The following is a 20,022-nucleotide window of genomic DNA, read 5'->3' on the forward strand; positions in this document are numbered from 1 at the left end:
CGATGAAGCCATGAATGTCTGCCTCGGTGAACCGCCGCCGAGGCCGCTTCGAGCCACGCCCCACAAAAATGTAGGCAATCTCGCCATCGTGGACCAAGGCGGCGAGCTGATCAACGGTGATACTGAGCCGTTCTGCGGCCTCTTTTGGGGTCAGCAATGGAGTGCCGAAGGGAAGCCGCGCGTCGTCGACGTAAACGGTCACAGCATCGCCTCCGCTTTCGGCAACATCCATTTGGCCGGCTCGACCAGATGGCCGTAGGAGGGCTTCCACTCGAAAAAGCCAAGCTGGCCGGTGGCCGGGATCGGCGTCAGCGGCACCGGATTGGCCAGCACGAGGCCGATTGTGCCAAAGAACCATGGGCTATGGCTCTTGCGGACGATATCGACGAGCTCGACGGCGCCGATGATGCCGCCGCGCAAGAGCTCATGGGCCGGCGGGCAGTAGCCGTGGATCTTGGTGATGTACTCGGCGGCGTGCTGGTATTCGGCCCGGGTCATGCCGCTGGCGGCGTGGACGCAGAACGCCTTGATCCGCTTGGCGTCCAAGTAGGCCGGGTTGTGGGCGTGCCACGAGCGGTTTTCGATGTTCTTGCCGGCGTAGATGATTGCCCAAGCCCACGGCTGGCGCACCGAGAGTGCGAATTTCGGGATCTCAGCGGAAGTCCGTTCGTCTGTCATGCCGCCTTTGCCCCCTGCCAAAGCGCGTTGTAGGAAATGTGTTGCGTGCTCTCGACCTTGCGGAGCAGGTCGGACCGATGGGTGCCCGGGATCACTTCCTCGCAGAGCAAGGCCAGCGCGGCGTCCATGAAGTGCTTGAACTCTTCAGGGTCCATGGCGTCGAACGAGGTCGATTTGACCGTCGTCAGCATCTGCCCGCCGATGAAGTGAAGGCTCTCGACGTATCCGAGCTTCACCTTGAGGGCCAGGTGTAGCTCGGTCGCGTTCTGATACAGATCCTGATGCTCGACGACTTCGCGCAGCACAGCCCAATAGAACTTGTTCTGGATGACGGAGCGCGGGTTGACGCGCGTCAGCTTGGCCAGGAAGGGTTTCTTGGAAAGGCCGTTGATGAGTTCCTCGTCGCCGGGCGTGACCGGTGCGAGCGCGATGCGACGATCAATGATCGTTGGCAGGATGAGGGCCTGGATTGCCATCAAGCGACCCTCGGCATTTCGCTGTATTCGGAGCGGTCGAGGACGCGACCGGCCGCCTTCTTGCCGACGTTGCGCATCGCCACCAGCCGCTCGCCGTGGAAGCCGATGCCTCCTGCGAGGTTATGAAAGCGGGTCGCGCCGAGGCCCATCTGGTTGTCAACCTGGGGCACATTCCGCCAGTCCGGATCGTCGCGGTCGCGGTCGTAGAACGGGATCCACGCGCCCCACTGCTTGAAGAAGAACGGTACGCCAGCCCGGTCGCACTGATCGCGCAGAGAGCGCACCCAATCCGGGTGCATCGGGCGAGCGCCGTCACCGCTCTCGCCGCCGACAATCACCCAACTGACCGTGGCGCCTCCAAACTCTTCGTCATCCTCAACCGCAACATCACACTCGAGCGCGCTGCGATGATCTTCGTAACCGTCGCCTTTGGTCACGATGTCCTCGAGGTCGATCGGCCCCAGCAACGGTTCGGCCGAGATGAATCGCACCGCCGCCGGCGTCCTGAGCAGATCCGGAATCCGTTCATTGGCTTCCTGCTGGCGCTCGGTCGAGACGCCGGCCCAGACGTTCGGGAGAGGCCACTCTGCCCAAAAATGCTTATCGCGCGACATCTCCCGCGCCAGAAGCGACGCGTGCATCTCCGCTCGTCGGCATCCGTGATGCCCTGCCCAGCGGGTGGTCATGTACTCCCGCATCCGCTTCGCGCGTTTTGTCAGCACCTGATAAGTATGCTGCGGGGTCAGCGCCATGACGGCGAACACCTTGTCGATCCACTCGTCGGGCACGTCCTCGTGGAACAGGTCCCCGTGCGCGCAGACGAAGATCATCCGTGGCTTCCGCCACCCGAGCGGCTGCATCAGCCATTCTTCGTTGAACCGGACCTTGCCGTTCCAGACGGGACCGGCCTTTGTCTCGATCGTCAGGCCGGCCCGCGAGCGATGGTTGCGCAGCCGTGTGCCAGCCAGCTTCATGGCGTAGCAATTGGTGCAACCAGGCGTAAGGACGCGGCAGCCCGTGATCGGATTCCACGTCGCATCGGTCCATTCGATGGTTGAATTGTCTGACATCAGCCCTCCAACAGCGCAAACGTGTGACAGGTGAAAACGACGGCGCGCATGTGCTCGACGTTCGGCGAGGCGTCGTAGAGTGCCATGCACGTCTTGATCGGGTCGATGCCGATGCGCTTGTAGAAGGCGATCTCCGCGCCCTTGTGCTGGGCGTCGGGTGCGTCCTGATGGCACGACTGGCAGAGCGGCAGCGTCCAGGCGTCATCCGGCTTGGCCTGCATCCCCGGATTCGGCTTGCCGATCTCCGCGCAGGCGAAGCGAACGTGCGCAGCGACGCCCGCCGGATCTCGGCGGCACAGCGGATTGACGCACGGCAGTTGACGAATAGCCTCAAGATGCGCGTTGTCGCGCACCCTCCCCTTCGTCTTGGGCTTGGCCGGTTTGGTTTTGACCTCTCGGCCCGCGCCCTTGAGCAGCGAGCCGACCGGCGCGATGTTGGCGAAGCGGTGCGCCATCAGTCCTCGTCCTTGTTGATGCGCTGGAACGCCTCCGTGATGATGATCTGAGACCGCGCCCAATCGGCCTTCGAGACCTTGCCCTTCATCGGCGCCTGATACTTGTTCTGCGCGGCGGCCAGTTGCTCGGTGTCCTCGCAGCCGGATACCGCGTTGGTGAGGCTCGCGAGCCATTCCGCGACGTCGACAGTTTCGGGCTTCGGCTCATCCTGCCGGCGCAGGAACTCCGGAATGCCGCCGTCCGCTGGAATCTCGCGGCTCCTGTCCGTCGTCATGGGCCTATCGCCGGGGAAGTCGGCGACGATGGTGCCTCCCTGCGCGGTCTCGATCTTCACCGTTCCGGTGGGAAGTGGCGGCGCCGGTGGCTGTTCGGTCGCGGCCTCGACGGTCTTTTCTTCCGTCTCCGTCCACTCGACGGCATCGGCCTGCGCCGTTTCCTCACGCGCCTGCTCGGCGCGCTCGACCGCATCGCTCAAGCCATTGTCGGCATAGCTGATGATCTCCGGCTGATGAGTGACTTGCGGCGGCGCGGGAGGACCATCGTTCACGACGCGCGCGGCGTTCGCGCGATGGTTTGCACTCAGATCCTCCATCTCGTCGTCGGAATAGACTCCGAGCATCAGGCCGGGTGCATATACCCGCCCCCACTCCCGCGCCCCGCGATACCGCAGCATCCGAGGATGACCGCCGCGGGCATCCCAGGGCGAACCGCGGCCGGTGGTTTTCCACTCGCCGACCGTGCCCTCGATCGTCTTGGGCCTGCCCTTGGAGTCGGTCACGGGCTTGCCGTTGACCGCGCCCGTGACCACGACCTTCATGGCGTCGCCGACCCCGGAGATTTCATATTCTAGTTCGACGCCAAGCTTGCCTTCCAGCACAGCGGCAATCAGCTTGCCCTCGTAGCAGAGCTTGCCGTGGACGACGGAGACGCACTGCGCCACCGCAAACGGGTCCATGTTCCACCGCACCGCCTGATTGACGACGAGGAAGCAGTTCGCCGTGACAACCTCAATCGGCAGCGGGACCTTGTTACCGTTCTCCTCCTTCTCGAAGCAGAGCGAATCTGGGATCAAGTTCGAGTGCGCCATCACGTTCGCAATGCGCTGCATGTGCTCGAACCGCGCGGTATCGAGCACTGCGATGGGATCGGAGACGACGCGGATCTCCTGCTTGCGAACAGGCGTCAGCGCGGTTGAGGTATTCGGATCGACCGTGGCGATCTGGTTCATGCTGCCCTCTTTTCAGATTTGACGGTGCAGCCCGGGAGGGCGACCTGTTGCTTGGCCGCGTCGTTCGCGATCTCCTGCAGGAGTTCGACGACGCGCGGGTGATCCTTCAAGCTGTCGAGCAGCTTGGCCTTGTCCTCGATGACGGCGAAGTAATGCGTGCGCAGGCCGGTCGAGCGCTTCGACGAGCCCGAGGTCACGCGGACCTGCGGTGCTTCATCCGCCGACTTGCCGGTCTGGATCGCCGCGACCTTCGCCGCCTCCGCCTCTGCGGCCTTCTTGGTCAGCCAGGGCGTGACGACGACGGCCTTGAGCCGCTTCTTCAAGTCGTCGGCGCGATCGCGCAGGCCGAACCACTTCCTGTCGACGCCGCGGCCTGCTTCGAGGTGCGGCGCTTTCTCTTTCTTGTGCAGATCGATGATATTGTTCTGCAACTCGCCAAACGTGTTGGCGAGGTCGGACGCCTGATCGGACAACGCCTGATTGGTCGCGGCGCCAGCCTTCAACATGCGCTCGGCTTCGCGCCCCAGATCATCCATGCGCTCTTGGATCGCCTCCATGCTGTCTGCGACCGGCGCATTGTTGTGGCCGATTACAGCGTCGTTCAGATCGGGCCACGGCTCGCCGTTGCGAACGGCGGTGAACAGCTCGTGGGTGATCGGCCGCCGCGAAACGTAGGGCCACATTTCCCGAGCGCGGACATCGTCAACGTCCCGCCCGTCCATCTGGCAGCGGAGCGTGCCGTCTTCCTTGTACCAGTAGGCAACCGGAGCGAAGGTGATGACGTTCGTCTGCTTGTTCTTGCGCCGGCTGCGATAGAAGCCCGTCTTGGGTTCGTCGGCGTGGATCTCGCCAAACACGCCCTTGAGCGCGTTCTGCCACCACTCCCACGGATCTTCGGCGGGCGGGATGATGTTGACCTTCTCAAGCATAGCCGTGCTCACAGAACCTCTCCTGTTTGGGTTTCGGTGGTGTCCTTGATGCGCGGCGGGTCGCTCTTCCAGGCGGCGACGAGCAAGCCGCCCGAGACAGCGCCCAGCACGAAAATTGCGATGACGAGAGACCAATCCATCACGCGCTCTCCCGCTCTTGAACCGGAGCCATGTTGAAGGCGACGCAGGCAGCGTTGGTGTGCTGGCGCAGCCGCAGCTCGTCGACGGCCGACAAAACCCCGCGCAGGATCAGATCCTCACAGGCCGTGGTGAGACGCGCGACGGCCTCGCGCCTATCGTTGTCGTTCATGGCGCAGCCTCATGCTTGCGAAGGTCGATGATGTGGTCGGTCTGGAAGGCGGCGCTGTTGGCCGCCTCCTCTTCCTCAGTGTTGCTGATCGCTGCGACCAGATCGGCAATAGCTGCGATGCGGCTGTGCCCATAGCCACGAATACGGCCTTCGTCCTCGTCCTCGCGATAGGCGCCGTATTCCCCGTTCGGGCACAGCCCGGTGACGACGCGGCAATCGTTGGCCGGGAAATAGTGGCTGCGGATGTTAATCATCACGCAGCCTCCAACTCGTTGGCGAGGGCGTTCGCGGCGGCGATAACAGGTTCGAGGCTCACGCCGTAGTCGCTGATGACGTCGGTTTCGTTGCCCCAGACCAGAACCACGAACGAATGTCGCTTCTCGGCGGCCGGGTTGAAGACTTCGAGGGTGTCGGAGTCGGTTGAAGCCAGCGCCTTGAAGATCGTGTTGGGATCGTTCGAGGTCTTAACCACATCCTCCTCACCGTCGTTGACGGTGATGCGATAGCCAGCGGCCAGCAGATCGGTGACGAGCCTACCGACAATCGCCCTCTCGACTTCGCTGGCGTTCGGGATCGGCGGCAGAAGCGCCAACGCCTTCATCAGGGTGCAGGTGACGTCCGGGCGGACGCAATTGTGAGCGGCGTTGATGCGATTGAGTTCATCCAGCGAGTGCTGGAGCGCTTCTCGAAGCGTGACGATCAGTTGCAGTCCCATGGCCAGCTCCCGTTGATGACGAGAGAATCCATAGTCCAATTAACTTGGACTTTCAAGGATGAAATCTAAATTATTTGGATTTTGCCGAAGCCCCTTCCATTTCAGCAGGAAAAGTGTTCTTGTTTTGTTCTGATAATCCGAAGTCATCCACTGAGCGAGCACGAAATTACGCAGCCACCTAAAATTGTAAGAGGCCGGGTCAGATATCGTTCATCAGTTCAGGTCGATGGTTGGAAAAAGAAGTAAGAAGGGGGCTGTATGCTGCCGGACGGTGAAGGGTGGAAGCGTCGCCACGCAATCCACATTGTTTCAGAACTGCCAGACGATCCTCAGGACGCCCTTGCGGTGCTCCGCTTGGCCGTTGAGGTGGTGGAGCGGTTCTTGGTGCCGGAGGCGCGGCCGGCGCCTACCCTGAGCCTTGTTTCGGCCTCTCGTAGTCTATCCCGCAGCGAGACCGGTAGCCCGCCCTCGTCCCCATCATAAAGCCAGTCCCTGGTGATCCCTGGAACCACCTGCTTAATGCGCTGGGCTAACTCTATCGACAACGGATAGCCCACGAGGGCGTTGTTGAGCCGCTTCTTTTCAACCTTGAGTCGCTCGGCAAATGCATCCTGAGTTCCAAAGCCCTCAGCGTCCATAACCGCCCGCAGACGGATGGCGATATCGGAATTTTTGCCGGCTGGATCTTTACTGGCCATGCTCCTGCTTGGGACAAATCCAAAAAATTTGCTATCCATCGCTTCTAGACCTTGAAAATCCAATTTAGTTGGATTATTGAGCGTCGCTATGGATGAGCTTTCCACCACTTCCGAAGTCATTGACGCCCTCGGCGGCAACGCTGCTGTTGCGAAGATCACCGGCAGTACGGTCAAGGCCGTCTGGAATTGGCGCGGCTTCGAGACCTTCCCCTCGAACACCTACGTTGCGCTGACCGATGCACTCCGCGCGATCGGCAAGACGGCACCGCCGTCGCTGTGGGGCATGAAGATTCCTGCCGAGCCGGAGCGCGCGGCATGATCGCGTTTCATGTGAAACAATTCCTATCCGCCGTTCCCGCGGTCGTGGGCTTTGCGAGCCCTGCCGGGGAACGCGACTACTTTTCCCCGGCAGGGTCGCCGGTCCGGGGGCAGGACCGAGCTCAACACCGTTTTGGTGATGTCGCCCAACAGCAGCCAGCAATCCTCTTCAGCCTCCATCGCCGCATCCTCGCCAAAGGTCGCGATGGGGGTGATCTCGCCAGCCATGATCAAGCACTCCGTACTCACCCGCGTAGCGTAACGGGAGACGGTTTTATGATCAGACAAAGGGCTTTGATTTCGGCGCAAGTTCTCGCCGAGGCACGGGCATGGGCCAACGAGCTTACTTCGCTGGAAATCGAAGGGCCGGGCGACCTTGAGCCTGCGTGGCGCCGTCTCGAAAACCGCTATGGCATCCCCTACTCCACGTTCTGGTCTCTCAAGTATCGGACCGAGCTGAAAAGCATCTGGGCCGATCTGCATCTCATGTTGAAGCTGGCGGTCGAGCACGAGCGCTCCCGCCGAGCCGCGCAACTTTCGCATCACAAGTTCGTCGAGACCGTCACCGGCAAAGGGTGACGGCTAGCACGGGGGCAGCATGGCAAGGGGACGCAAGCGCATACGCAGCGGGATTCCGGCTGTGACCGTGTCATTCGGCGCGAAGCTGGCTGACGCGCGCGAGCCGCTGCACCGCAGGCTTGGCATCGAAACAACCGTTTATCGCATCGCGATCCTCGACGATCACCGCATAGGTCGCCGCTTCGACAGCGTGTCGCGCGCTTGGAACCACCAGCATCTGTACCGCGAGAGCATCACGCTCCCGCGGGTCTAGCTGCGTCCACTGTTCTGTAACTGCGTACCCACACAAGGAGGATTAGCAATGTCGCGCCTCATCAGGCGTTTTTCAGAGATTCTTGGCCTCGTCGATCGCGACTTCGAGCCCAAGATCGACTCTGCCGTTCGCGAAGTCGTCGAAGCCCTTGTCGATCTGCCGACCGAGAAGGGCAAGGCGTCGATCACCGTCACGTTGGACTTCGAATACGAGAAGGGAATGTTCAACCTTCTCCCCAACGTGAAGGTGAAACTGCCGGAGGGCCAGAAATTCCGGCGCACTCCGTTCTGGGCGCACGAAGGCGCGCTCTCCACCCAGCACCCGTCGCAGATCGACATGTTCGTCCGCGACTCCACCAAGAGCATGGCCCAGCAGGGCTAACCACAGGAGCGTTTCATGTCTGAAGCGGTCAACGGCGAAGCCGTCGACAAAATTGCCGCCCTCGCAAAGAGTGCGGCTGACTTGCAGGTCGCGAGCGTCAGCGTCAGCGGCGTTGGCCTGCCATCGTCCTTCCCGGTTGCGTTCGATCGGCGTCAGGGCGGCTCCGGTCTGATCTCGCTGAAGGAGCATGCCGAGAAGTGGCGCAATGCTCCGGAGCGCAAGCGCGGTGTCGCGAGGCTCGCCACGCTGCAGAGCTTCATCGATCTCGCCAATCGTCACAAGGACGCGAACAGCGTCATCTTCGCCCAGGCGGAGTGGCCGAGCCCGTCGCTCACGGCGATCATCAACTACAACGAGGCCGGCACCGGCGCAGCACGCTTCGGCGATCATCGCTTCGTCTATCCGTTCCCAATGACCGACGAGTTCAAGGCTTGGGCAGGTCAGGACAGCTCCCAGATGTCGCAGAGCGAATTCGCGGCCTTCATTGAGGAGCGCGTGTTCGAGCTGGCCGATCCGACACCCGGTGAAGCCGACATGTTCGAGAAGATCCTGCGGACGCAGTTCGCCTCACCGAGCCGCATGATGGAGTTGTCGCGCGGGCTGCAGGTCAACGTGGAGTCGGTCGCCAAGTCCGGCGTCACCTTGCAGTCGGGCGAAGGCGAAATCCAGTTTGTCGAGGAGCACCGCGACCAGCGTGGCGAGAAGTTGATCGTCCCCGGCCTGTTCATGATCGCCCTGCCGGCCTTCATCGGCGGCGATCCGGTCCGCATTCCCGTTCGCCTGCGGTACCGCGTCAAGGGCGGCGCCATCTCGTGGTTCTACCAGATGTATCGCTGGAAGGAGTTCCTGCGCGAGCGCGTCATTGCCGACCTCGACTTTGCGCACGACCAAACCGATCTGCCCACCTTCGAAGGGTCGCCCGAGTAACGATGGACGACCTGTTCACATACGCGGCGAAGCAAGCGCCGAGCAGCGACACGCCGGAGGGCATCCCCTCCGACGTGGCCGCGCTGTTCGAGCGGCTGTCGCTGCAATTGTGGAACAAGGGACATCGCCGCTTTTCCGCTGACGCGATCCTGCATCGCATCCGCTGGGAGTTCACCGTCGAGCGCGACGGCGAATGGAAGTGCAACAACAATCACACGTCCGTGCTGGCGCGCTGGTTCCTCGCAAAGCACCTGGACAAGGCGGGCTTCTTTGAGACGCGCGAGAAGCGCGCGAAGGAGGCCGCATGAGCTGGCCCTTCGGCCCCCTGCGCATGTTCGGTTACGACGTCATTGTCGCCGATCCGCCGTGGTTGTTCGATCTCTACAGCAAAGCAGGCGAGGAGAAATCCGCCGCTGCTCACTACGAGCTGATGACGCTCCACGACATCAAGGCGCTACCCGTCTCGCAGCTCGCCAGCCGCGATTGCCTGCTGCTGCTGTGGACCTGCGGCTGGGCGATGGCAACCTGTCAGGCTCACGAAGTCGCTCGCGCGTGGGGCTTCGAGCCGATCACCGAAATGTCGTGGCGCAAGACAACCGCGTCCGGCGCCGTTCGCATGGGCCCGGGATACCGCGTCCGCACCATGCACGAGCCGATCTTGGTCTGCACCACGGGCAATCCGCGTCATCGCGCGCTGGAATCCACCGATCGCTTCGACATCTGCATCGACGGTCTTGCTCGCGAGCACTCGCGCAAGCCGGTCGAGTTCTACGAGCACGTTGTCGATTGCACGCCGAACGCTCTGGCGCGCGCCGATCTGTTCACTCGAGAGACGCGCCCCGGCTTCGACGGCTGGGGCAACGAGTCCACCAAGTTCGACCGTTCGATCCGCCGCCCGAACGAGACGAAGACTACCACTCGCGCGGCAGCAGCAATGGGGAATGACAATGACTGAACAGACCAACACCGCCCAGGAGAAGGCGCCGCCGAGTTTGGAGGAAATCAAGGCCACCTACGACCAGGCGTCCAGCACGAACAAGACCCTCATGCGGGCGACCCTGACCTTATCGGCAATCATCGACTCCAAGCTGGATCGTCAGATCAAGATCGACGCGATGCTGGCAACCATGAAGTCGTTTGCCGCCGACATCGAACTCGGCGCGTATGAGAGGGTCATGGAGACGGCCGAGAGGAAGAAGCTTCCGCCCGAAGTCGTCATGGCCCTCACCGCGGTGAGCCTCTGTGGGACGGCTGACAAGCTGCGCGCGCAAGTCGCAAATCACATCTTGCTGTTTCAGGACGAGTGCGAGCAGGCGTTGAAGGCCAAAGGCGAGGCCGAGAAACAGCCGGAGCCAGTCCCGGCATGATCTCGAACGCTGGTGCTCAGATTGCAGGACACGGCGTCGTTCGAGCGACACCGGCAGAAGAAATGGCCGCGTTCGAGAAACTCGGCCCTCACTGCAAGGCCGCGCTGAATGACAGCGTGTTCCCGTGGTCGAGCATCGCGGTGCTTCGGCGGTTCGCGCAGACGAAGCGCGATCCGTCGAATGCGGATCACGACAAGGATCTCGCGGATGAACTGCGAGCCATCGACAAATCCCGAACCGAGGAACGCAAAGCGTCATGAGCGACGAGCAGGCAATCCACATCGCGAATTTCATTTCCGATCTTCGCGCAGCGATCGACAAACACGCCGAGGAGGCAGGCCGCGCCCTCTCCAAGATCGTCATTGACGACGGCGTTATCCGCAAGCCCGACCCGAGCGACCAGATGTGGGCGATCTTTCTCGCCTTCCACACCGCTGCCGTGGATTGGGTCATCGCCCAGGGCATCCGGGAAGACAAGGTGCCGGCGTGCGTGATGGTCGACGTCGGCCTGCGCATGTTCCTCGACAACACCCGCGACACCATCATGAAGGTGGAGGCGGAGAAGCGGAAGCCGAAGCCGAACATCATCGGACTGCGGAACTGAGGACTGCGCTGATGAAGGTCGCCCCGTTCTTCCGCAACCAGTTCTCCTGCCTCGAAACCGGTAAGCGGCCAGCGCCGAAAGTCTGCAAGGACTGCAGCGTCAATGCCGTCGAAAGAAGCAACCAATCCTGCAACCCGTGCCGAGTCATTCGGCACGAGGCGAAGATGGAAGCCAATCGCCTGCGCGCCAAAGCGGCTTGCGCGCCTGTGCCACGCATCGACAGCATCTCCGACCTGGGCCACGCCGCGCGCCGCGCCGGCCTGACCGTCGCCGACATAGAGGCGATCTACCCGCCTCTCTCTCCCACCGAAGAAAGGCTGATGAACCATGGCTGAGAAGCCGAAACCTCCCACCACCTGGCTTGTCTGGGTGCAGGGCCTCAAGGGGCCGAATCCGCAGCTTTGGTACGACGATGGAGGCCGCTTTGTCGGCCCGTCGGAAATCGTCGTGCTTCAACGCAACGAGCTGCCGTCGCCGCAGTCCGAATTTCACCTCGACACCCTCGCCACCCTCTACCCCCTCGAACAGGAGGCCGCATAGCCATGGCCCACATGATCGACCTCGAAGAAGTGCAGGAAGCCGTCGCCGCCGCGCGTGAACGCTACGTCAGGGACAGCGAATTGCCCGGCCATGACGGTGCAGTCTCCCGCCTGGGCGTCGACGCCGACGAAGCGCTGACGATTTGGCGCTCCAAGGAGCAAAATCGCGACACCGATCCCAACAACATCATCAACGCGCTCGTCACCGCCCTCGTCGCGCATATCGCCGGCGAGCTCATGCAGCACGCCGAGGACCGAGAGATGCGCACCCGTGCCGCGATGTCGGTCGGCGCCACGTTCATCCAGACGCTACTCAACACCATGTCCGCAGCCGATGCGGGCGCCTTCCAGATCCAAAACATCCCCTCGAAACAAGTGGGGATCGCATAGCCATGTGGATCATCGCATCACTGCCCCTCTGGATCATCGGCATCGCATTGCTCCTGCTCGGCCTGTTCGGCCTGCACCTGACCATCAAGGACTATCGGGGCCAGGGATCCACGTTCGCTGGCGGCACCCTCATGGTGCTCATTGGCTCCGCCATCTTCTTGGCGATCGCCGCAAAGGTGGCGTCATGAACGCCAAACGCAAGCCCAAGGTCCAGCCCGAGACCATCGCTGCGCCAACGGAAGTCCAGATGGACGAGGCCATGTGCGCCTTCGAGAAGGCGAAGCTGCGCCACCAACTGCTGCGGGTGGGCGACAAGATTGCCGTTCGCATCCTGCCCGACATGATGCTCCCGACGGCGGAGTTCATCGGGGTCAAGGTGCCGCCGCTGCACAATGGCCCCGTGCCGGCCGACATCGGCTACAGCATCAAATACTTCGCCGACGAGCCTTCCGCGCGCCAGTGGCGTGAGCGGGAGATCATCCGTGAGGCCGTCACCGCAGGGCTGAGGGCTTCGCGATGAAGCACTTCCTCCGCAAGCTCGCCAGCACCGTCCGGATCCTCGCCTGCATGGGCATGGCCCGGACCTTCGGCAAGTACGAGCACACCGTCTGGGACCATGGCCTGAACTACGCCCGGTACCGCTGGCGCGATCGCACATGGGCCATCCCAACCTCCCACCTCGAGGAGGAGTCATGATCGCTGACATCGCCACGCTCTACACCGAGCACCCCGTCACCATGGGCACCCTCACAGCGGTCCTGCTGCTGATCGTGGTCGCCATCGTCAACATGGTGCGCCGATGAGAACCGCCCTGAAATGGCTCGGAAGCATGGCGTTGTGGTGCGGCCTGGCGGCCTTCGCCGGCGCCCAGATCGGGTACCGGGATGGATACGCCCACGGCGTCCGCGACATCGGAAGGCTCGTCATCAAGCTCCACGAGGCCGGAGAGGCGCCCACCGCGCCAGCCGCCCGCGATGCCCTGTGGGGGAGGCTATGACCCTGCCCTACGTCTACCGCTGGGACCGCATGGGCCGCAAAGGCCAGCCCTGCGCCGTTCCCGTGCGCGGCACGATGAATAGCTGCCTCGTCGTCTTCGAGGACGGCTTCTCCATGGTCACCAGCCGCAACGCGGTCCGGAAAGCCAAAACAGAGGAGCCCGCCCATGACCACTGAGTGGGGCAACGCCTTCCAGATCACCAAGATCGAGCCGTCCACGCTCGATGCCCTGCACCGTGACGCACAGCGGACGTTGCCGCCAGGCCATCGCTATGAGATCCGGCTCGCTCCTCGGGGCGTCGTCGCGAACATCAGGGGCATCGCTTGGTACGCGCACTCGAAGATGGCTGATGAGCCGACGTGGGGCGGCCACGGGCTCAAACATGGCTTCTACCTGATCGGCCAGTACGTAACGGGGTCCGCCCCTTCACAGTCCGAGCCGCTGTGAACCGTGGACTTCTGTGAACTGCGTTTTGTGAACCTCTGGCTTGTGAACTGTGAAGATGGTCGCCTGGTACAAACACGATATCCCGGACTGGATGGATGGCACGGAAGGGCTCGATGATGGGCCCTACCGCGTCTATCACGTCGTTTGCCAGTTGATTTACCTGAACGAGGGCCCGATCGCGCTCAACGAGAAGGGCATCGCCGGCCGCTGCAATCAGTCCACGCGGGCGTTCCGGTCGCACCTGCAAGCGCTGCTCGATCAGGGGAAACTCGCGCTCGTCGACGGCCGTCTCGCCAACTCTCGCGCCGATTTCGAACTCGAAAAGGTCGCCGAAAATCGCGAGAACGCCGGGAAAGGTGGACGAACACCGCGCCAACGCTCCGCCAAATCTCGCGAGACCTCTCCGAAAGCTTCCGACAACGGCGATAAGCCATTGATCCAGAATGATGAGGATCAAGCGCCGCTCAAATCTCAAGAGAGCCTAAGAGAGAAGAGAAGAGAAGAAGAGACCAGAGAAGACAAGACAAGAGCAGAAGAGAAGGCCGCTGTTGCTGCTGCTCGGGGCAAATCGGTTTTCAGCGAGGGCGATTTCGACCTCACCGATCGCATCCTGAAAGCCCAGGGCCTTGACAAGCACCACCCGTCGGCCGTCGGCGCGACCTACTTCGCGAACAAGTGGCGCTCCTCCGGTTGGCAACCCGACCTGATCGTGGCGACGATCGAGCGCGTGATGGCGAAGCGCGACAAGGCGCCGAACAACCTCCGCTACTTCGAGCAGGCGATCGCGGACGCGCACGCTGAGCTGACCCGCCCACTGCCGCAGGGCAGCACCGGCCAGCCACGCCGTGAGCGCCGAACCGCTGGGGATATTTTCTTCGAACTGGACCGTGAACTGAATGGGAAAGCCGATGCAGACGACCACACTGCCGACCAAGACCTCGCCGCAGGCCCCGGGATCATCTTGGACGCCTGATCCAGCCGCAACGCTGGTCGCTGATCGCGCCGCCAGCACCATCTTGCGGTACGACACTCGCGTCGTCCTGCAGCGCGCAATGACGCCCGCCGAGAAGGATTTGCTCAAGGATCGGCTGGCGACCGTGCGCAAGACGCTGCTGCCGGCGAACGGCGAGACCGACCTGAAACGCATTGGACGCGCCCTCAGCGCCGCGCTGATGGGTTACGCGCGCCCTGACACGGACAAGATGGTGCGCGACTACACGCGGCTCCTTTCCGCCCTACCCGCCTGGGCGATCGAGCAGGCTTGCGACGACATCCGCCGCGGCGGTGCATCAGGCATGGACCCGAACTTCCCACCGTCGGCGCCGGCGATCCACAAACTCGCCGACGAGAAGCTGGTACAGGCGCGCGCCGAGCGGGACAAGCTGACGTTGCTGCTCACGGCGCCGGTCGAAGAGGCACGCAACAACGCGACGCCGGAAAGCCGGGCGCACGTCGCCGCCTCGCTGCAGGCGTTTCACGAGCGGATGGGCACGCCGGACCCGCAGGAGAGCGAGCAGCGCAAGGCCGAGCGCGAAAAGCAAGAGCAGAAGCGGGCCGATCACGCGGAGATGAGCCGCCGCATGGATTACATCCGGCAGGGCTTCGAGCCGCCGACCAACAAGCACGGCATCACGATCTCGATGTCGCTCGCGCTGTCTACCGGCATGCAGCTCACGCGCCGCAAGCCGGCGCCGCCGCCGCGCCACGAGTTTTCACCGGACGATCAGTAAGCGTTGCGTTCAACCGATCCGGGGGCGGGTCATGGGAAGAACAATGTTGGCAGTCAAGACGAAGAAACCTCACGATCCGAGCGGGCGGCGCGTGCCCGAGCGGAAGGCGAACGGAGCGATCAAGCAAGGCGTCGCGCCGGTCATCTTTTTCAGGATCCGCGAGCATGGCGTTAGGCTCGGTGCTGATCCGCGCCTGGCTACCGTGCTCGGTCGCATGGGCATGTTCAAGGAGCTGGCGGAGGCAGAGGTCGACGCCGGTTTCAGGATCGCCGAGATCTACGGGCGCTACGAAAGTCTCAAGGGCATTCCGCGGCGCACTGCGGCTTCGCCATCGTACCAGCGTGGCTTTGGCTCGAAGGATGGCGTCGACACCGACCGCATGCTGCCCGACGAGCTGAAGCGTCACCAGCGGGCCTTGAAGCGTGCCACCAAGGCGTTCGACAGGCTGCAGACGTGGATGCCGGACGATCGGCTTCGCGACCTGATCGAGCGCGTCTGCTGCGAGAACGAGGAGATCAACCCCGTTCTGAAACCCGGCCTCGCCGGCACCCTGCACACGGTAGCGGTCAAGATGGGGCTGACCAAGGAGGCTCGAGCCAGGAGGACCAAGAGCGAACCGCGGGCCGACGATGGCGCGCTGCTCGCCAATGCCGCCGTCGAGGCCCTGATGCACTGGTTCATGGAGCGGGCATCGAAGCCGACGCATTTCAGTCTGGTCGATAATCCGGACTGGAAACGCTCGCGCGGCATCACCGGCTCGGATGGGCGCTATCACCACACCATCCCAGTGCCGCTGCGCCACCTCGACGTCAAGGCGATGGACGCGCAACTACGCCTCGCCTGCGCCGTCCATGGCCTGCTTGAGATCCACGACGCCGAAACGGGAGAAGTCGCATGAGCGGCAAGGCACAGACCGCTTGGGCGCTCGTCTTCAGCAACGGCCACATCCACCACGGCCGCATGTCGTTCACCCGCAAGCAGGTGATCGAGGGCGTCATTGCCGAGTATCGCGGCTTTCATTCGGCGCGGGAGCGCTTTGGGCACATGACCGACGTCCAACTATGGCGCCACATCAAACGCAAGCGGGGCTATTCCGTCCGCCGTGTCAGCTTGAGGGTGGTGCGATCGTGAATCGGTCCTGCGAGACCTGCAAGTTCTGCTCGCTCGACGAGCAGGATGACAACACCGGCTGGTGTCACCGCATGCCGCCTGCCGTTCTCCCGCCCAATTCGTCCGCCTGGCCGCCCGTCAATCTCTCGCGCGGCTGGTGCGGCGAATACAAACCAAAACCCAAGCAGAAGAAAGGAGCTACCCGATGAACTATGCCACTGCGAAGGCGATCGCTGCCGAGCACGCGCCCAATCTCATCATCGACGACGAAATCGAGGGCCAGTTGCACGTCTGCGTCCGCAAGCACGAGAAGGGCCCGCCGTTCAGCATCACCCTGCCAGTATCGACCGAGGCGATGCCCATGCAGCCGGAGGAAGAGGCTACCGCGTTCAAGGGTGCCCTCGATGCTGCGGTGAGGTATCTCGGGGCCTGATGAGCCTCTACTACGGCCCCTGTCAGGACTGGCCATACGACGGCAAGCCGATGGCGCACGGTGTCGATACCTGCCGCGTCGCCATCCACACGATGAAGGCTGTGCCCGACGGCAGTCGTTTAGGATTTGCCGACCGAAACGCCGACCAGAGGCAATAGGAAGGTGAAGGGGAAGAATATCCCAAACAGTAGGACCGCCAGAAAGGTCACTTCTAGCGGCTCGCCCGAGCCTCGCTGAACGAGGATTGTGTAGGTAACAACACAGACGGCCGTCGCAGTGGCCATAAAGACTACTAGGAGCACGCGGCCCCATCCCACAATTTTGCTCGATTGAGAACCGAGTGCATACCCGGCCATCGAGGCGACCGCAGCTATTAAGCTGAATGATTTCAGATCGGAGGGCAAGAAGAGGCCATAGCTTAGGATCAAGGAAACAAAACCAAACAACGCCGCGATGCCGAGCCCCTTCATATTCAACGCGCGTTATCTGGTGTCAGTAGACGAACGGTTGTTGCAAAGAATGGACGCGCATCGCCGTCCAACAGCATTAAGTCCGAGGAAGTTTCGCGTAGCCTGCCAGCTGGCAAAACGGCGAAATGTTTAATAAGACGGTCTCGGCGCGGCAGTACGAGATATGGCCGGGTAAGACGCTCCTCCAACTCCGTCTCAGAATATAAAGCTGCCAATGTCTTGGCATCAAACTTGATAGGGCCATCGGCTTGGAGCTGCCGAGCAAGGAAGGCGTATTGGTCGATGTCGTTTGGCAAAGAAATTGCTACAGCGACGTTCGGTGCCTGCTGATCAATCAACAACTGCCAACGATCGTTGTCGTACCTGCCAGTATGTACTCCAATCCGCACGTCCACTGTAGCACCCGATGAGGTGCGATAGCTGGTTTCAATGATGGAGCTCGAAGATTGAGCGGATGAGCTTTTCGTCTCGGCAAATACTGCGGCACGCTGAACCGTTTCATTCGTACCAAAAGTTATTGGCGCATTATCATCTACAGCTGTCGCCCCTGTGACAAGATAGCGATTACAGTCGATATCCCCCGGCTCTAATGGGTTGCCAAGCGCCCGCCGAAGTGCGGCCTTCGGCCATTTATAGCCCAAGCCGCGATCACCTACATTTCTTATGTAATGCCAAACCCAACTGCGGTCCTTATCCACATCGACGTCCGATGACCATTCAAAATAGACGGTGCCATTGTTCACCTTGTCAATAATCTTTATCGGAGGCGAATTGTCGAACTTGGAGATGTCGCATTTGGCGAGCGCTGATGATGAAAGAAAGAGGCTAGAAAGAATAATCGCAATCACAGGATAATCAAAAGTCATAGCAAGTATCTCAAATCTAGCTCGGACGACTTGTTGCTACCATAAGTTTACCAAGATTGAAAGGAGCCATCATAACCGTTAGGGGCATCTACGCTCTGATCAGCCTGGTGACTTGCAGCGGCATTCCGGTTCGCGGCGGCCGCCAAAGCGGATGCCGAGTGCTATTGATTTGTGAATTTGGCTGTGAACTACCCAAACCCGTGCAGCACAGGCACTTGCGAAATTTTTGCAAATCGTGGAAGGTCGATTTTGTCAGGGCGGCGCGATTCGCCCGAAATCAGGTTTCACCCGGCACCGCGAGGTCGCCGGGTTTTTCGTTTGGAGCGGCCGATGACGAAGGTGTCTTCCGCTCACGGCGGCGTAGCGGACACGGCCGGCCTCGAGGCTGGCCCAAGCCGGTCGCGAATGACCCATCTGCGACATAGTTGGACGGAAATCCCGTAACGCAGCACCCTCTCGCCATAGAGATGTGCTATCCTTCTGTCGGAAACCACGGGAGGCACCGGGGGGCGCTTCAAACTCCAAAGGAGGCCCCATGCGAAGGACATTGCTCGGACTTGCCGGTCTGGCAACCGTGCTCGTCGCGATGGCGTCGGCGAGCGCGCAACAGCCCATCAAGATTGGACTGATCACGCCGTATTTCGGCCAGTTCGCCGATACAGCGAGCCCTGCAGGAAGACCCTTGGACAGTTCAATGCTGAGCGATATGGCTCAAGGTGCGGGCTCAGTTTCTTCGACTCCGCACTTTCTGATCTCGTCGCAGGCTCGCAAACTGCCAGCGAGACGCCGCGCGTCGTCGCCGTGGGTCGCTTCCTGCATCGTCAACTGCATACGCCGCGCTGGCGGCACCGATCCGGTTGTCATTCTCAACTCCTGTATGGGGCTGTGCGAGAGGACCGGCGGTATAGTGGTGTTTTGAGCAAGCCTCTGGGCCAAGAAGGCACTGGGCTGCCCTAGACAACACGGCGGGCGCACCCGAGGTCGGTGGTTCGCGCAACCACCCACACCATGCTCGTGGAGAGAGAAGGGAATGCGGCCACCCCGCTGGGGGGACAACGCAGGCGCATTCCCACCTCCGCCTTAAGTAATTCGGCCGTAAGGCCAACGAGATCGGCGCAAGCCGATACACGGCCCGTTTCTGCTGGTCGTTTCCTCCCTTGACTGCCCGCCGCTCATCCCGAGTGGTGGGCATTTTTCTTGGAGCATCACATGGCGGTTCTCGCCTTCCCGGTCGGAGGCGCGCTGATCCGCGCCTGGACGCCCGAAACAATTCAAACCGAGATCGACAAGGCCAACGTCGGCATCCGCGCTGCGCTTCACGCCGGCGACATGGATCTCGCTCTCACCCTCATCTCGCGCAAGGTCGGTCTGCGGATCTGCGCCGGCGACGTCAAGGTCCGGCTCAAGAAGCCACCGTTCAAAGCTTAGCGTGAGCAGTTCAGCGTCCCCACGCTGCTCGACCCGCAAGGGCAATGGTTCAACTCCGCCCCCGGAGGCCGCAGCCCTTGCGGGTCTACCCTTCAACCCGGAGTGCAACATGATCGAGGTTTATCCAAACCTGTTCGTCGGCAACCAACTCGACTACGAGAACCATGTGTTCTCTGACTATGCTTACGGGCCGAAGGCTGGCTGGGCCGTCGTTCATGCGTGCAAGGAGCCCTATCACCGCCAGGCGCTTGGCTACATCGGTCGCGGCGCGCCGAAGGATCACGACGAATATCTGTTCGCGTTCCGAGGCGACCGGCTTTGCCTCAACCTCGTCGATGTCCCGCACGTCCAGTACGTAAACCCGGCTGTGATCGACGCGGCGCTCTCGTTCATTGCGAGCAACCTCGCTGGCGGCAAGAAGGTGCTGGTGCACTGCAATCAGGGGCAGTCCCGGGCGCCGAGCATCGCCCTGCTCTATCTCGGTAAGGTCGATCCGCAGTTCGCCCGTCTCAAGGCTGCCGACGCGATTCACACATTCCAGTGGACGTACCCGCAGTACGAACCGGCTGACGGTATCGCGGAGTATGTGCTGCGCAACTGGCCGAACCAGAAGGCGGCGTGAC

Annotated in this window: 40 protein-coding genes and 1 pseudogene; 27 read left to right on the forward strand and 14 right to left on the reverse strand. The window is 61.9% G+C overall.

The window, feature by feature from the left end; genetic code table 11:
* Position 1 precedes the first annotated feature (1 nt).
* From KJQ96_RS42030 to KJQ96_RS15920, 12 genes and pseudogenes are all read right to left on the reverse strand, one after another.
* Positions 2 to 232 (reverse strand): annotated as a pseudogene (locus KJQ96_RS42030) (excisionase family DNA-binding protein); the annotation flags it as partial.
* Complete coding sequence (locus KJQ96_RS15875; RefSeq protein WP_213287535.1) at positions 199 to 678, reverse strand: hypothetical protein; 480 nt, start codon at positions 676 to 678, stop codon at positions 199 to 201. The pseudogene KJQ96_RS42030 and the gene KJQ96_RS15875, both read right to left, overlap by 34 nt.
* Positions 675 to 1,154 carry a hypothetical protein gene (locus KJQ96_RS15880; RefSeq protein WP_213287536.1) on the reverse strand — a complete coding sequence of 160 codons (480 nt, stop codon included), beginning with the start codon at positions 1,152 to 1,154 and terminating at the stop codon, positions 675 to 677. Before KJQ96_RS15880 ends, KJQ96_RS15875 begins: the two co-directional genes overlap by 4 nt.
* Entirely contained in the window at positions 1,154 to 2,224 is a 1,071-nt protein-coding gene (locus KJQ96_RS15885; RefSeq protein WP_213287537.1) for a DUF5131 family protein, read from the reverse strand. Before KJQ96_RS15885 ends, KJQ96_RS15880 begins: the two co-directional genes overlap by 1 nt.
* Entirely contained in the window at positions 2,224 to 2,679 is a 456-nt protein-coding gene (locus KJQ96_RS15890) for a hypothetical protein (protein ID WP_213287538.1), read from the reverse strand. The genes KJQ96_RS15885 and KJQ96_RS15890 overlap by 1 nt, the downstream gene beginning before the upstream one ends.
* On the reverse strand, positions 2,679 to 3,908 hold the full coding sequence (locus KJQ96_RS15895; protein ID WP_213287539.1) for a hypothetical protein: 1,230 nt from the start codon (positions 3,906 to 3,908) through the stop codon (positions 2,679 to 2,681). Before KJQ96_RS15895 ends, KJQ96_RS15890 begins: the two co-directional genes overlap by 1 nt.
* Positions 3,905 to 4,849 (reverse strand): hypothetical protein, encoded by a 945-nt coding sequence (locus tag KJQ96_RS15900; RefSeq protein ID WP_213287540.1) that lies wholly within the window; start codon positions 4,847 to 4,849, stop codon positions 3,905 to 3,907. The genes KJQ96_RS15895 and KJQ96_RS15900 overlap by 4 nt, the downstream gene beginning before the upstream one ends.
* Positions 4,846 to 4,977 (reverse strand): hypothetical protein, encoded by a 132-nt coding sequence (locus tag KJQ96_RS41380; protein WP_256441617.1) that lies wholly within the window; start codon positions 4,975 to 4,977, stop codon positions 4,846 to 4,848. The genes KJQ96_RS15900 and KJQ96_RS41380 overlap by 4 nt, the downstream gene beginning before the upstream one ends.
* Positions 4,977 to 5,147 (reverse strand): hypothetical protein, encoded by a 171-nt coding sequence (locus KJQ96_RS15905; protein ID WP_213287541.1) that lies wholly within the window; start codon positions 5,145 to 5,147, stop codon positions 4,977 to 4,979. Before KJQ96_RS15905 ends, KJQ96_RS41380 begins: the two co-directional genes overlap by 1 nt.
* The gene (locus KJQ96_RS15910) at positions 5,144 to 5,401 is read right to left on the reverse strand and encodes a hypothetical protein (RefSeq protein WP_213287542.1); all 258 of its coding nucleotides are present in this window, start codon (positions 5,399 to 5,401) and stop codon (positions 5,144 to 5,146) included. The genes KJQ96_RS15905 and KJQ96_RS15910 overlap by 4 nt, the downstream gene beginning before the upstream one ends.
* A complete protein-coding gene (locus KJQ96_RS15915; protein WP_213287543.1) occupies positions 5,401 to 5,862 on the reverse strand; it encodes a hypothetical protein in 462 nt (153 codons plus the stop codon). The genes KJQ96_RS15910 and KJQ96_RS15915 overlap by 1 nt, the downstream gene beginning before the upstream one ends.
* A 329-nt stretch (positions 5,863 to 6,191) precedes the next feature.
* Positions 6,192 to 6,680 (reverse strand): hypothetical protein, encoded by a 489-nt coding sequence (locus tag KJQ96_RS15920; protein WP_213287544.1) that lies wholly within the window; start codon positions 6,678 to 6,680, stop codon positions 6,192 to 6,194.
* Between KJQ96_RS15920 and KJQ96_RS15925 the strand changes: the two genes are divergently transcribed.
* From KJQ96_RS15925 to KJQ96_RS16040, 24 genes are all read left to right on the forward strand, one after another.
* Complete coding sequence (locus tag KJQ96_RS15925; protein ID WP_213287545.1) at positions 6,649 to 6,879, forward strand: hypothetical protein; 231 nt, start codon at positions 6,649 to 6,651, stop codon at positions 6,877 to 6,879. The genes KJQ96_RS15920 and KJQ96_RS15925 overlap by 32 nt on opposite strands.
* Complete coding sequence (locus KJQ96_RS15930; RefSeq protein ID WP_213287546.1) at positions 6,876 to 7,457, forward strand: hypothetical protein; 582 nt, start codon at positions 6,876 to 6,878, stop codon at positions 7,455 to 7,457. The genes KJQ96_RS15925 and KJQ96_RS15930 overlap by 4 nt, the downstream gene beginning before the upstream one ends.
* 61 nt (positions 7,458 to 7,518) lie before the next feature.
* Positions 7,519 to 7,710 carry a hypothetical protein gene (locus KJQ96_RS15935; RefSeq protein WP_213287547.1) on the forward strand — a complete coding sequence of 64 codons (192 nt, stop codon included), beginning with the start codon at positions 7,519 to 7,521 and terminating at the stop codon, positions 7,708 to 7,710.
* 48 nt (positions 7,711 to 7,758) lie between these two features.
* A complete protein-coding gene (locus KJQ96_RS15940) occupies positions 7,759 to 8,091 on the forward strand; it encodes a hypothetical protein (RefSeq protein ID WP_213287548.1) in 333 nt (110 codons plus the stop codon).
* 15 nt (positions 8,092 to 8,106) lie between these two features.
* Positions 8,107 to 9,018 (forward strand): DUF2303 family protein, encoded by a 912-nt coding sequence (locus KJQ96_RS15945; RefSeq protein ID WP_213287549.1) that lies wholly within the window; start codon positions 8,107 to 8,109, stop codon positions 9,016 to 9,018.
* Between the two features lie 2 nt (positions 9,019 to 9,020).
* Positions 9,021 to 9,326 (forward strand): hypothetical protein, encoded by a 306-nt coding sequence (locus tag KJQ96_RS15950; protein ID WP_213287550.1) that lies wholly within the window; start codon positions 9,021 to 9,023, stop codon positions 9,324 to 9,326.
* The gene (locus tag KJQ96_RS15955; protein WP_213287551.1) at positions 9,323 to 9,973 is read left to right on the forward strand and encodes an MT-A70 family methyltransferase; all 651 of its coding nucleotides are present in this window, start codon (positions 9,323 to 9,325) and stop codon (positions 9,971 to 9,973) included. Before KJQ96_RS15950 ends, KJQ96_RS15955 begins: the two co-directional genes overlap by 4 nt.
* On the forward strand, positions 9,966 to 10,385 hold the full coding sequence (locus tag KJQ96_RS15960; protein ID WP_213287552.1) for a hypothetical protein: 420 nt from the start codon (positions 9,966 to 9,968) through the stop codon (positions 10,383 to 10,385). The genes KJQ96_RS15955 and KJQ96_RS15960 overlap by 8 nt, the downstream gene beginning before the upstream one ends.
* 62 nt (positions 10,386 to 10,447) lie before the next feature.
* Positions 10,448 to 10,645: a hypothetical protein gene (locus tag KJQ96_RS15965; protein WP_213287553.1), complete on the forward strand. Its 198-nt coding sequence runs from the start codon at positions 10,448 to 10,450 to the stop codon at positions 10,643 to 10,645.
* Complete coding sequence (locus tag KJQ96_RS15970; RefSeq protein ID WP_213287554.1) at positions 10,642 to 10,989, forward strand: hypothetical protein; 348 nt, start codon at positions 10,642 to 10,644, stop codon at positions 10,987 to 10,989. The genes KJQ96_RS15965 and KJQ96_RS15970 overlap by 4 nt, the downstream gene beginning before the upstream one ends.
* Before the next feature lie 11 nt (positions 10,990 to 11,000).
* Complete coding sequence (locus KJQ96_RS15975; RefSeq protein WP_213287555.1) at positions 11,001 to 11,324, forward strand: hypothetical protein; 324 nt, start codon at positions 11,001 to 11,003, stop codon at positions 11,322 to 11,324.
* A complete protein-coding gene (locus tag KJQ96_RS15980; RefSeq protein ID WP_213287556.1) occupies positions 11,317 to 11,529 on the forward strand; it encodes a hypothetical protein in 213 nt (70 codons plus the stop codon). Before KJQ96_RS15975 ends, KJQ96_RS15980 begins: the two co-directional genes overlap by 8 nt.
* 2 nt (positions 11,530 to 11,531) lie before the next feature.
* On the forward strand, positions 11,532 to 11,918 hold the full coding sequence (locus KJQ96_RS15985; protein ID WP_213287557.1) for a hypothetical protein: 387 nt from the start codon (positions 11,532 to 11,534) through the stop codon (positions 11,916 to 11,918).
* A 2-nt stretch (positions 11,919 to 11,920) separates the two neighbouring features.
* Entirely contained in the window at positions 11,921 to 12,106 is a 186-nt protein-coding gene (locus tag KJQ96_RS15990) for a hypothetical protein (RefSeq protein WP_213287558.1), read from the forward strand.
* Positions 12,103 to 12,438: a hypothetical protein gene (locus tag KJQ96_RS15995; RefSeq protein ID WP_213287559.1), complete on the forward strand. Its 336-nt coding sequence runs from the start codon at positions 12,103 to 12,105 to the stop codon at positions 12,436 to 12,438. Before KJQ96_RS15990 ends, KJQ96_RS15995 begins: the two co-directional genes overlap by 4 nt.
* Positions 12,435 to 12,614: a hypothetical protein gene (locus tag KJQ96_RS16000; protein WP_213287560.1), complete on the forward strand. Its 180-nt coding sequence runs from the start codon at positions 12,435 to 12,437 to the stop codon at positions 12,612 to 12,614. Before KJQ96_RS15995 ends, KJQ96_RS16000 begins: the two co-directional genes overlap by 4 nt.
* Positions 12,615 to 12,717: 103 nt before the next feature.
* Complete coding sequence (locus tag KJQ96_RS16005) at positions 12,718 to 12,915, forward strand: hypothetical protein (protein WP_213287561.1); 198 nt, start codon at positions 12,718 to 12,720, stop codon at positions 12,913 to 12,915.
* Positions 12,912 to 13,091, forward strand: coding sequence for a hypothetical protein (locus tag KJQ96_RS16010; protein WP_213287562.1), 180 nt, complete (start codon positions 12,912 to 12,914; stop codon positions 13,089 to 13,091). The genes KJQ96_RS16005 and KJQ96_RS16010 overlap by 4 nt, the downstream gene beginning before the upstream one ends.
* Positions 13,081 to 13,362 (forward strand): hypothetical protein, encoded by a 282-nt coding sequence (locus KJQ96_RS16015; protein WP_213287563.1) that lies wholly within the window; start codon positions 13,081 to 13,083, stop codon positions 13,360 to 13,362. The genes KJQ96_RS16010 and KJQ96_RS16015 overlap by 11 nt, the downstream gene beginning before the upstream one ends.
* 55 nt (positions 13,363 to 13,417) lie before the next feature.
* Positions 13,418 to 14,335 (forward strand): YdaU family protein, encoded by a 918-nt coding sequence (locus tag KJQ96_RS16020; protein ID WP_213287564.1) that lies wholly within the window; start codon positions 13,418 to 13,420, stop codon positions 14,333 to 14,335.
* Complete coding sequence (locus KJQ96_RS16025) at positions 14,271 to 15,092, forward strand: hypothetical protein (protein WP_213287565.1); 822 nt, start codon at positions 14,271 to 14,273, stop codon at positions 15,090 to 15,092. The genes KJQ96_RS16020 and KJQ96_RS16025 overlap by 65 nt, the downstream gene beginning before the upstream one ends.
* Before the next feature lie 43 nt (positions 15,093 to 15,135).
* Positions 15,136 to 15,990 (forward strand): hypothetical protein, encoded by an 855-nt coding sequence (locus tag KJQ96_RS16030; protein ID WP_213287566.1) that lies wholly within the window; start codon positions 15,136 to 15,138, stop codon positions 15,988 to 15,990.
* Positions 15,987 to 16,223 (forward strand): hypothetical protein, encoded by a 237-nt coding sequence (locus KJQ96_RS16035; protein WP_213287567.1) that lies wholly within the window; start codon positions 15,987 to 15,989, stop codon positions 16,221 to 16,223. Before KJQ96_RS16030 ends, KJQ96_RS16035 begins: the two co-directional genes overlap by 4 nt.
* A 184-nt stretch (positions 16,224 to 16,407) precedes the next feature.
* Positions 16,408 to 16,635 carry a hypothetical protein gene (locus tag KJQ96_RS16040; RefSeq protein ID WP_213287568.1) on the forward strand — a complete coding sequence of 76 codons (228 nt, stop codon included), beginning with the start codon at positions 16,408 to 16,410 and terminating at the stop codon, positions 16,633 to 16,635.
* A 119-nt stretch (positions 16,636 to 16,754) separates the two neighbouring features.
* Here KJQ96_RS16040 and KJQ96_RS16045 read toward each other — a convergent pair whose 3' ends face one another.
* Entirely contained in the window at positions 16,755 to 17,105 is a 351-nt protein-coding gene (locus KJQ96_RS16045; protein ID WP_213287569.1) for a hypothetical protein, read from the reverse strand.
* Positions 17,106 to 17,107: 2 nt separating this feature from the next.
* On the reverse strand, positions 17,108 to 17,971 hold the full coding sequence (locus tag KJQ96_RS16050; RefSeq protein WP_213287570.1) for a hypothetical protein: 864 nt from the start codon (positions 17,969 to 17,971) through the stop codon (positions 17,108 to 17,110).
* Between the two features lie 535 nt (positions 17,972 to 18,506).
* Between KJQ96_RS16050 and KJQ96_RS16055 the strand changes: the two genes are divergently transcribed.
* From KJQ96_RS16055 to KJQ96_RS16065, 3 genes are all read left to right on the forward strand, one after another.
* The gene (locus tag KJQ96_RS16055; RefSeq protein ID WP_213287571.1) at positions 18,507 to 18,890 is read left to right on the forward strand and encodes a hypothetical protein; all 384 of its coding nucleotides are present in this window, start codon (positions 18,507 to 18,509) and stop codon (positions 18,888 to 18,890) included.
* Positions 18,891 to 19,180: 290 nt separating this feature from the next.
* Complete coding sequence (locus KJQ96_RS16060) at positions 19,181 to 19,399, forward strand: hypothetical protein (RefSeq protein ID WP_213287572.1); 219 nt, start codon at positions 19,181 to 19,183, stop codon at positions 19,397 to 19,399.
* 109 nt (positions 19,400 to 19,508) lie between these two features.
* Positions 19,509 to 20,021: a dual specificity protein phosphatase gene (locus KJQ96_RS16065; RefSeq protein ID WP_213287573.1), complete on the forward strand. Its 513-nt coding sequence runs from the start codon at positions 19,509 to 19,511 to the stop codon at positions 20,019 to 20,021.
* Position 20,022 lies beyond the last annotated feature (1 nt).

This window comes from Bradyrhizobium sp. sGM-13 (assembly GCF_018398875.1).
GTDB lineage: Bacteria > Pseudomonadota > Alphaproteobacteria > Rhizobiales > Xanthobacteraceae > Bradyrhizobium.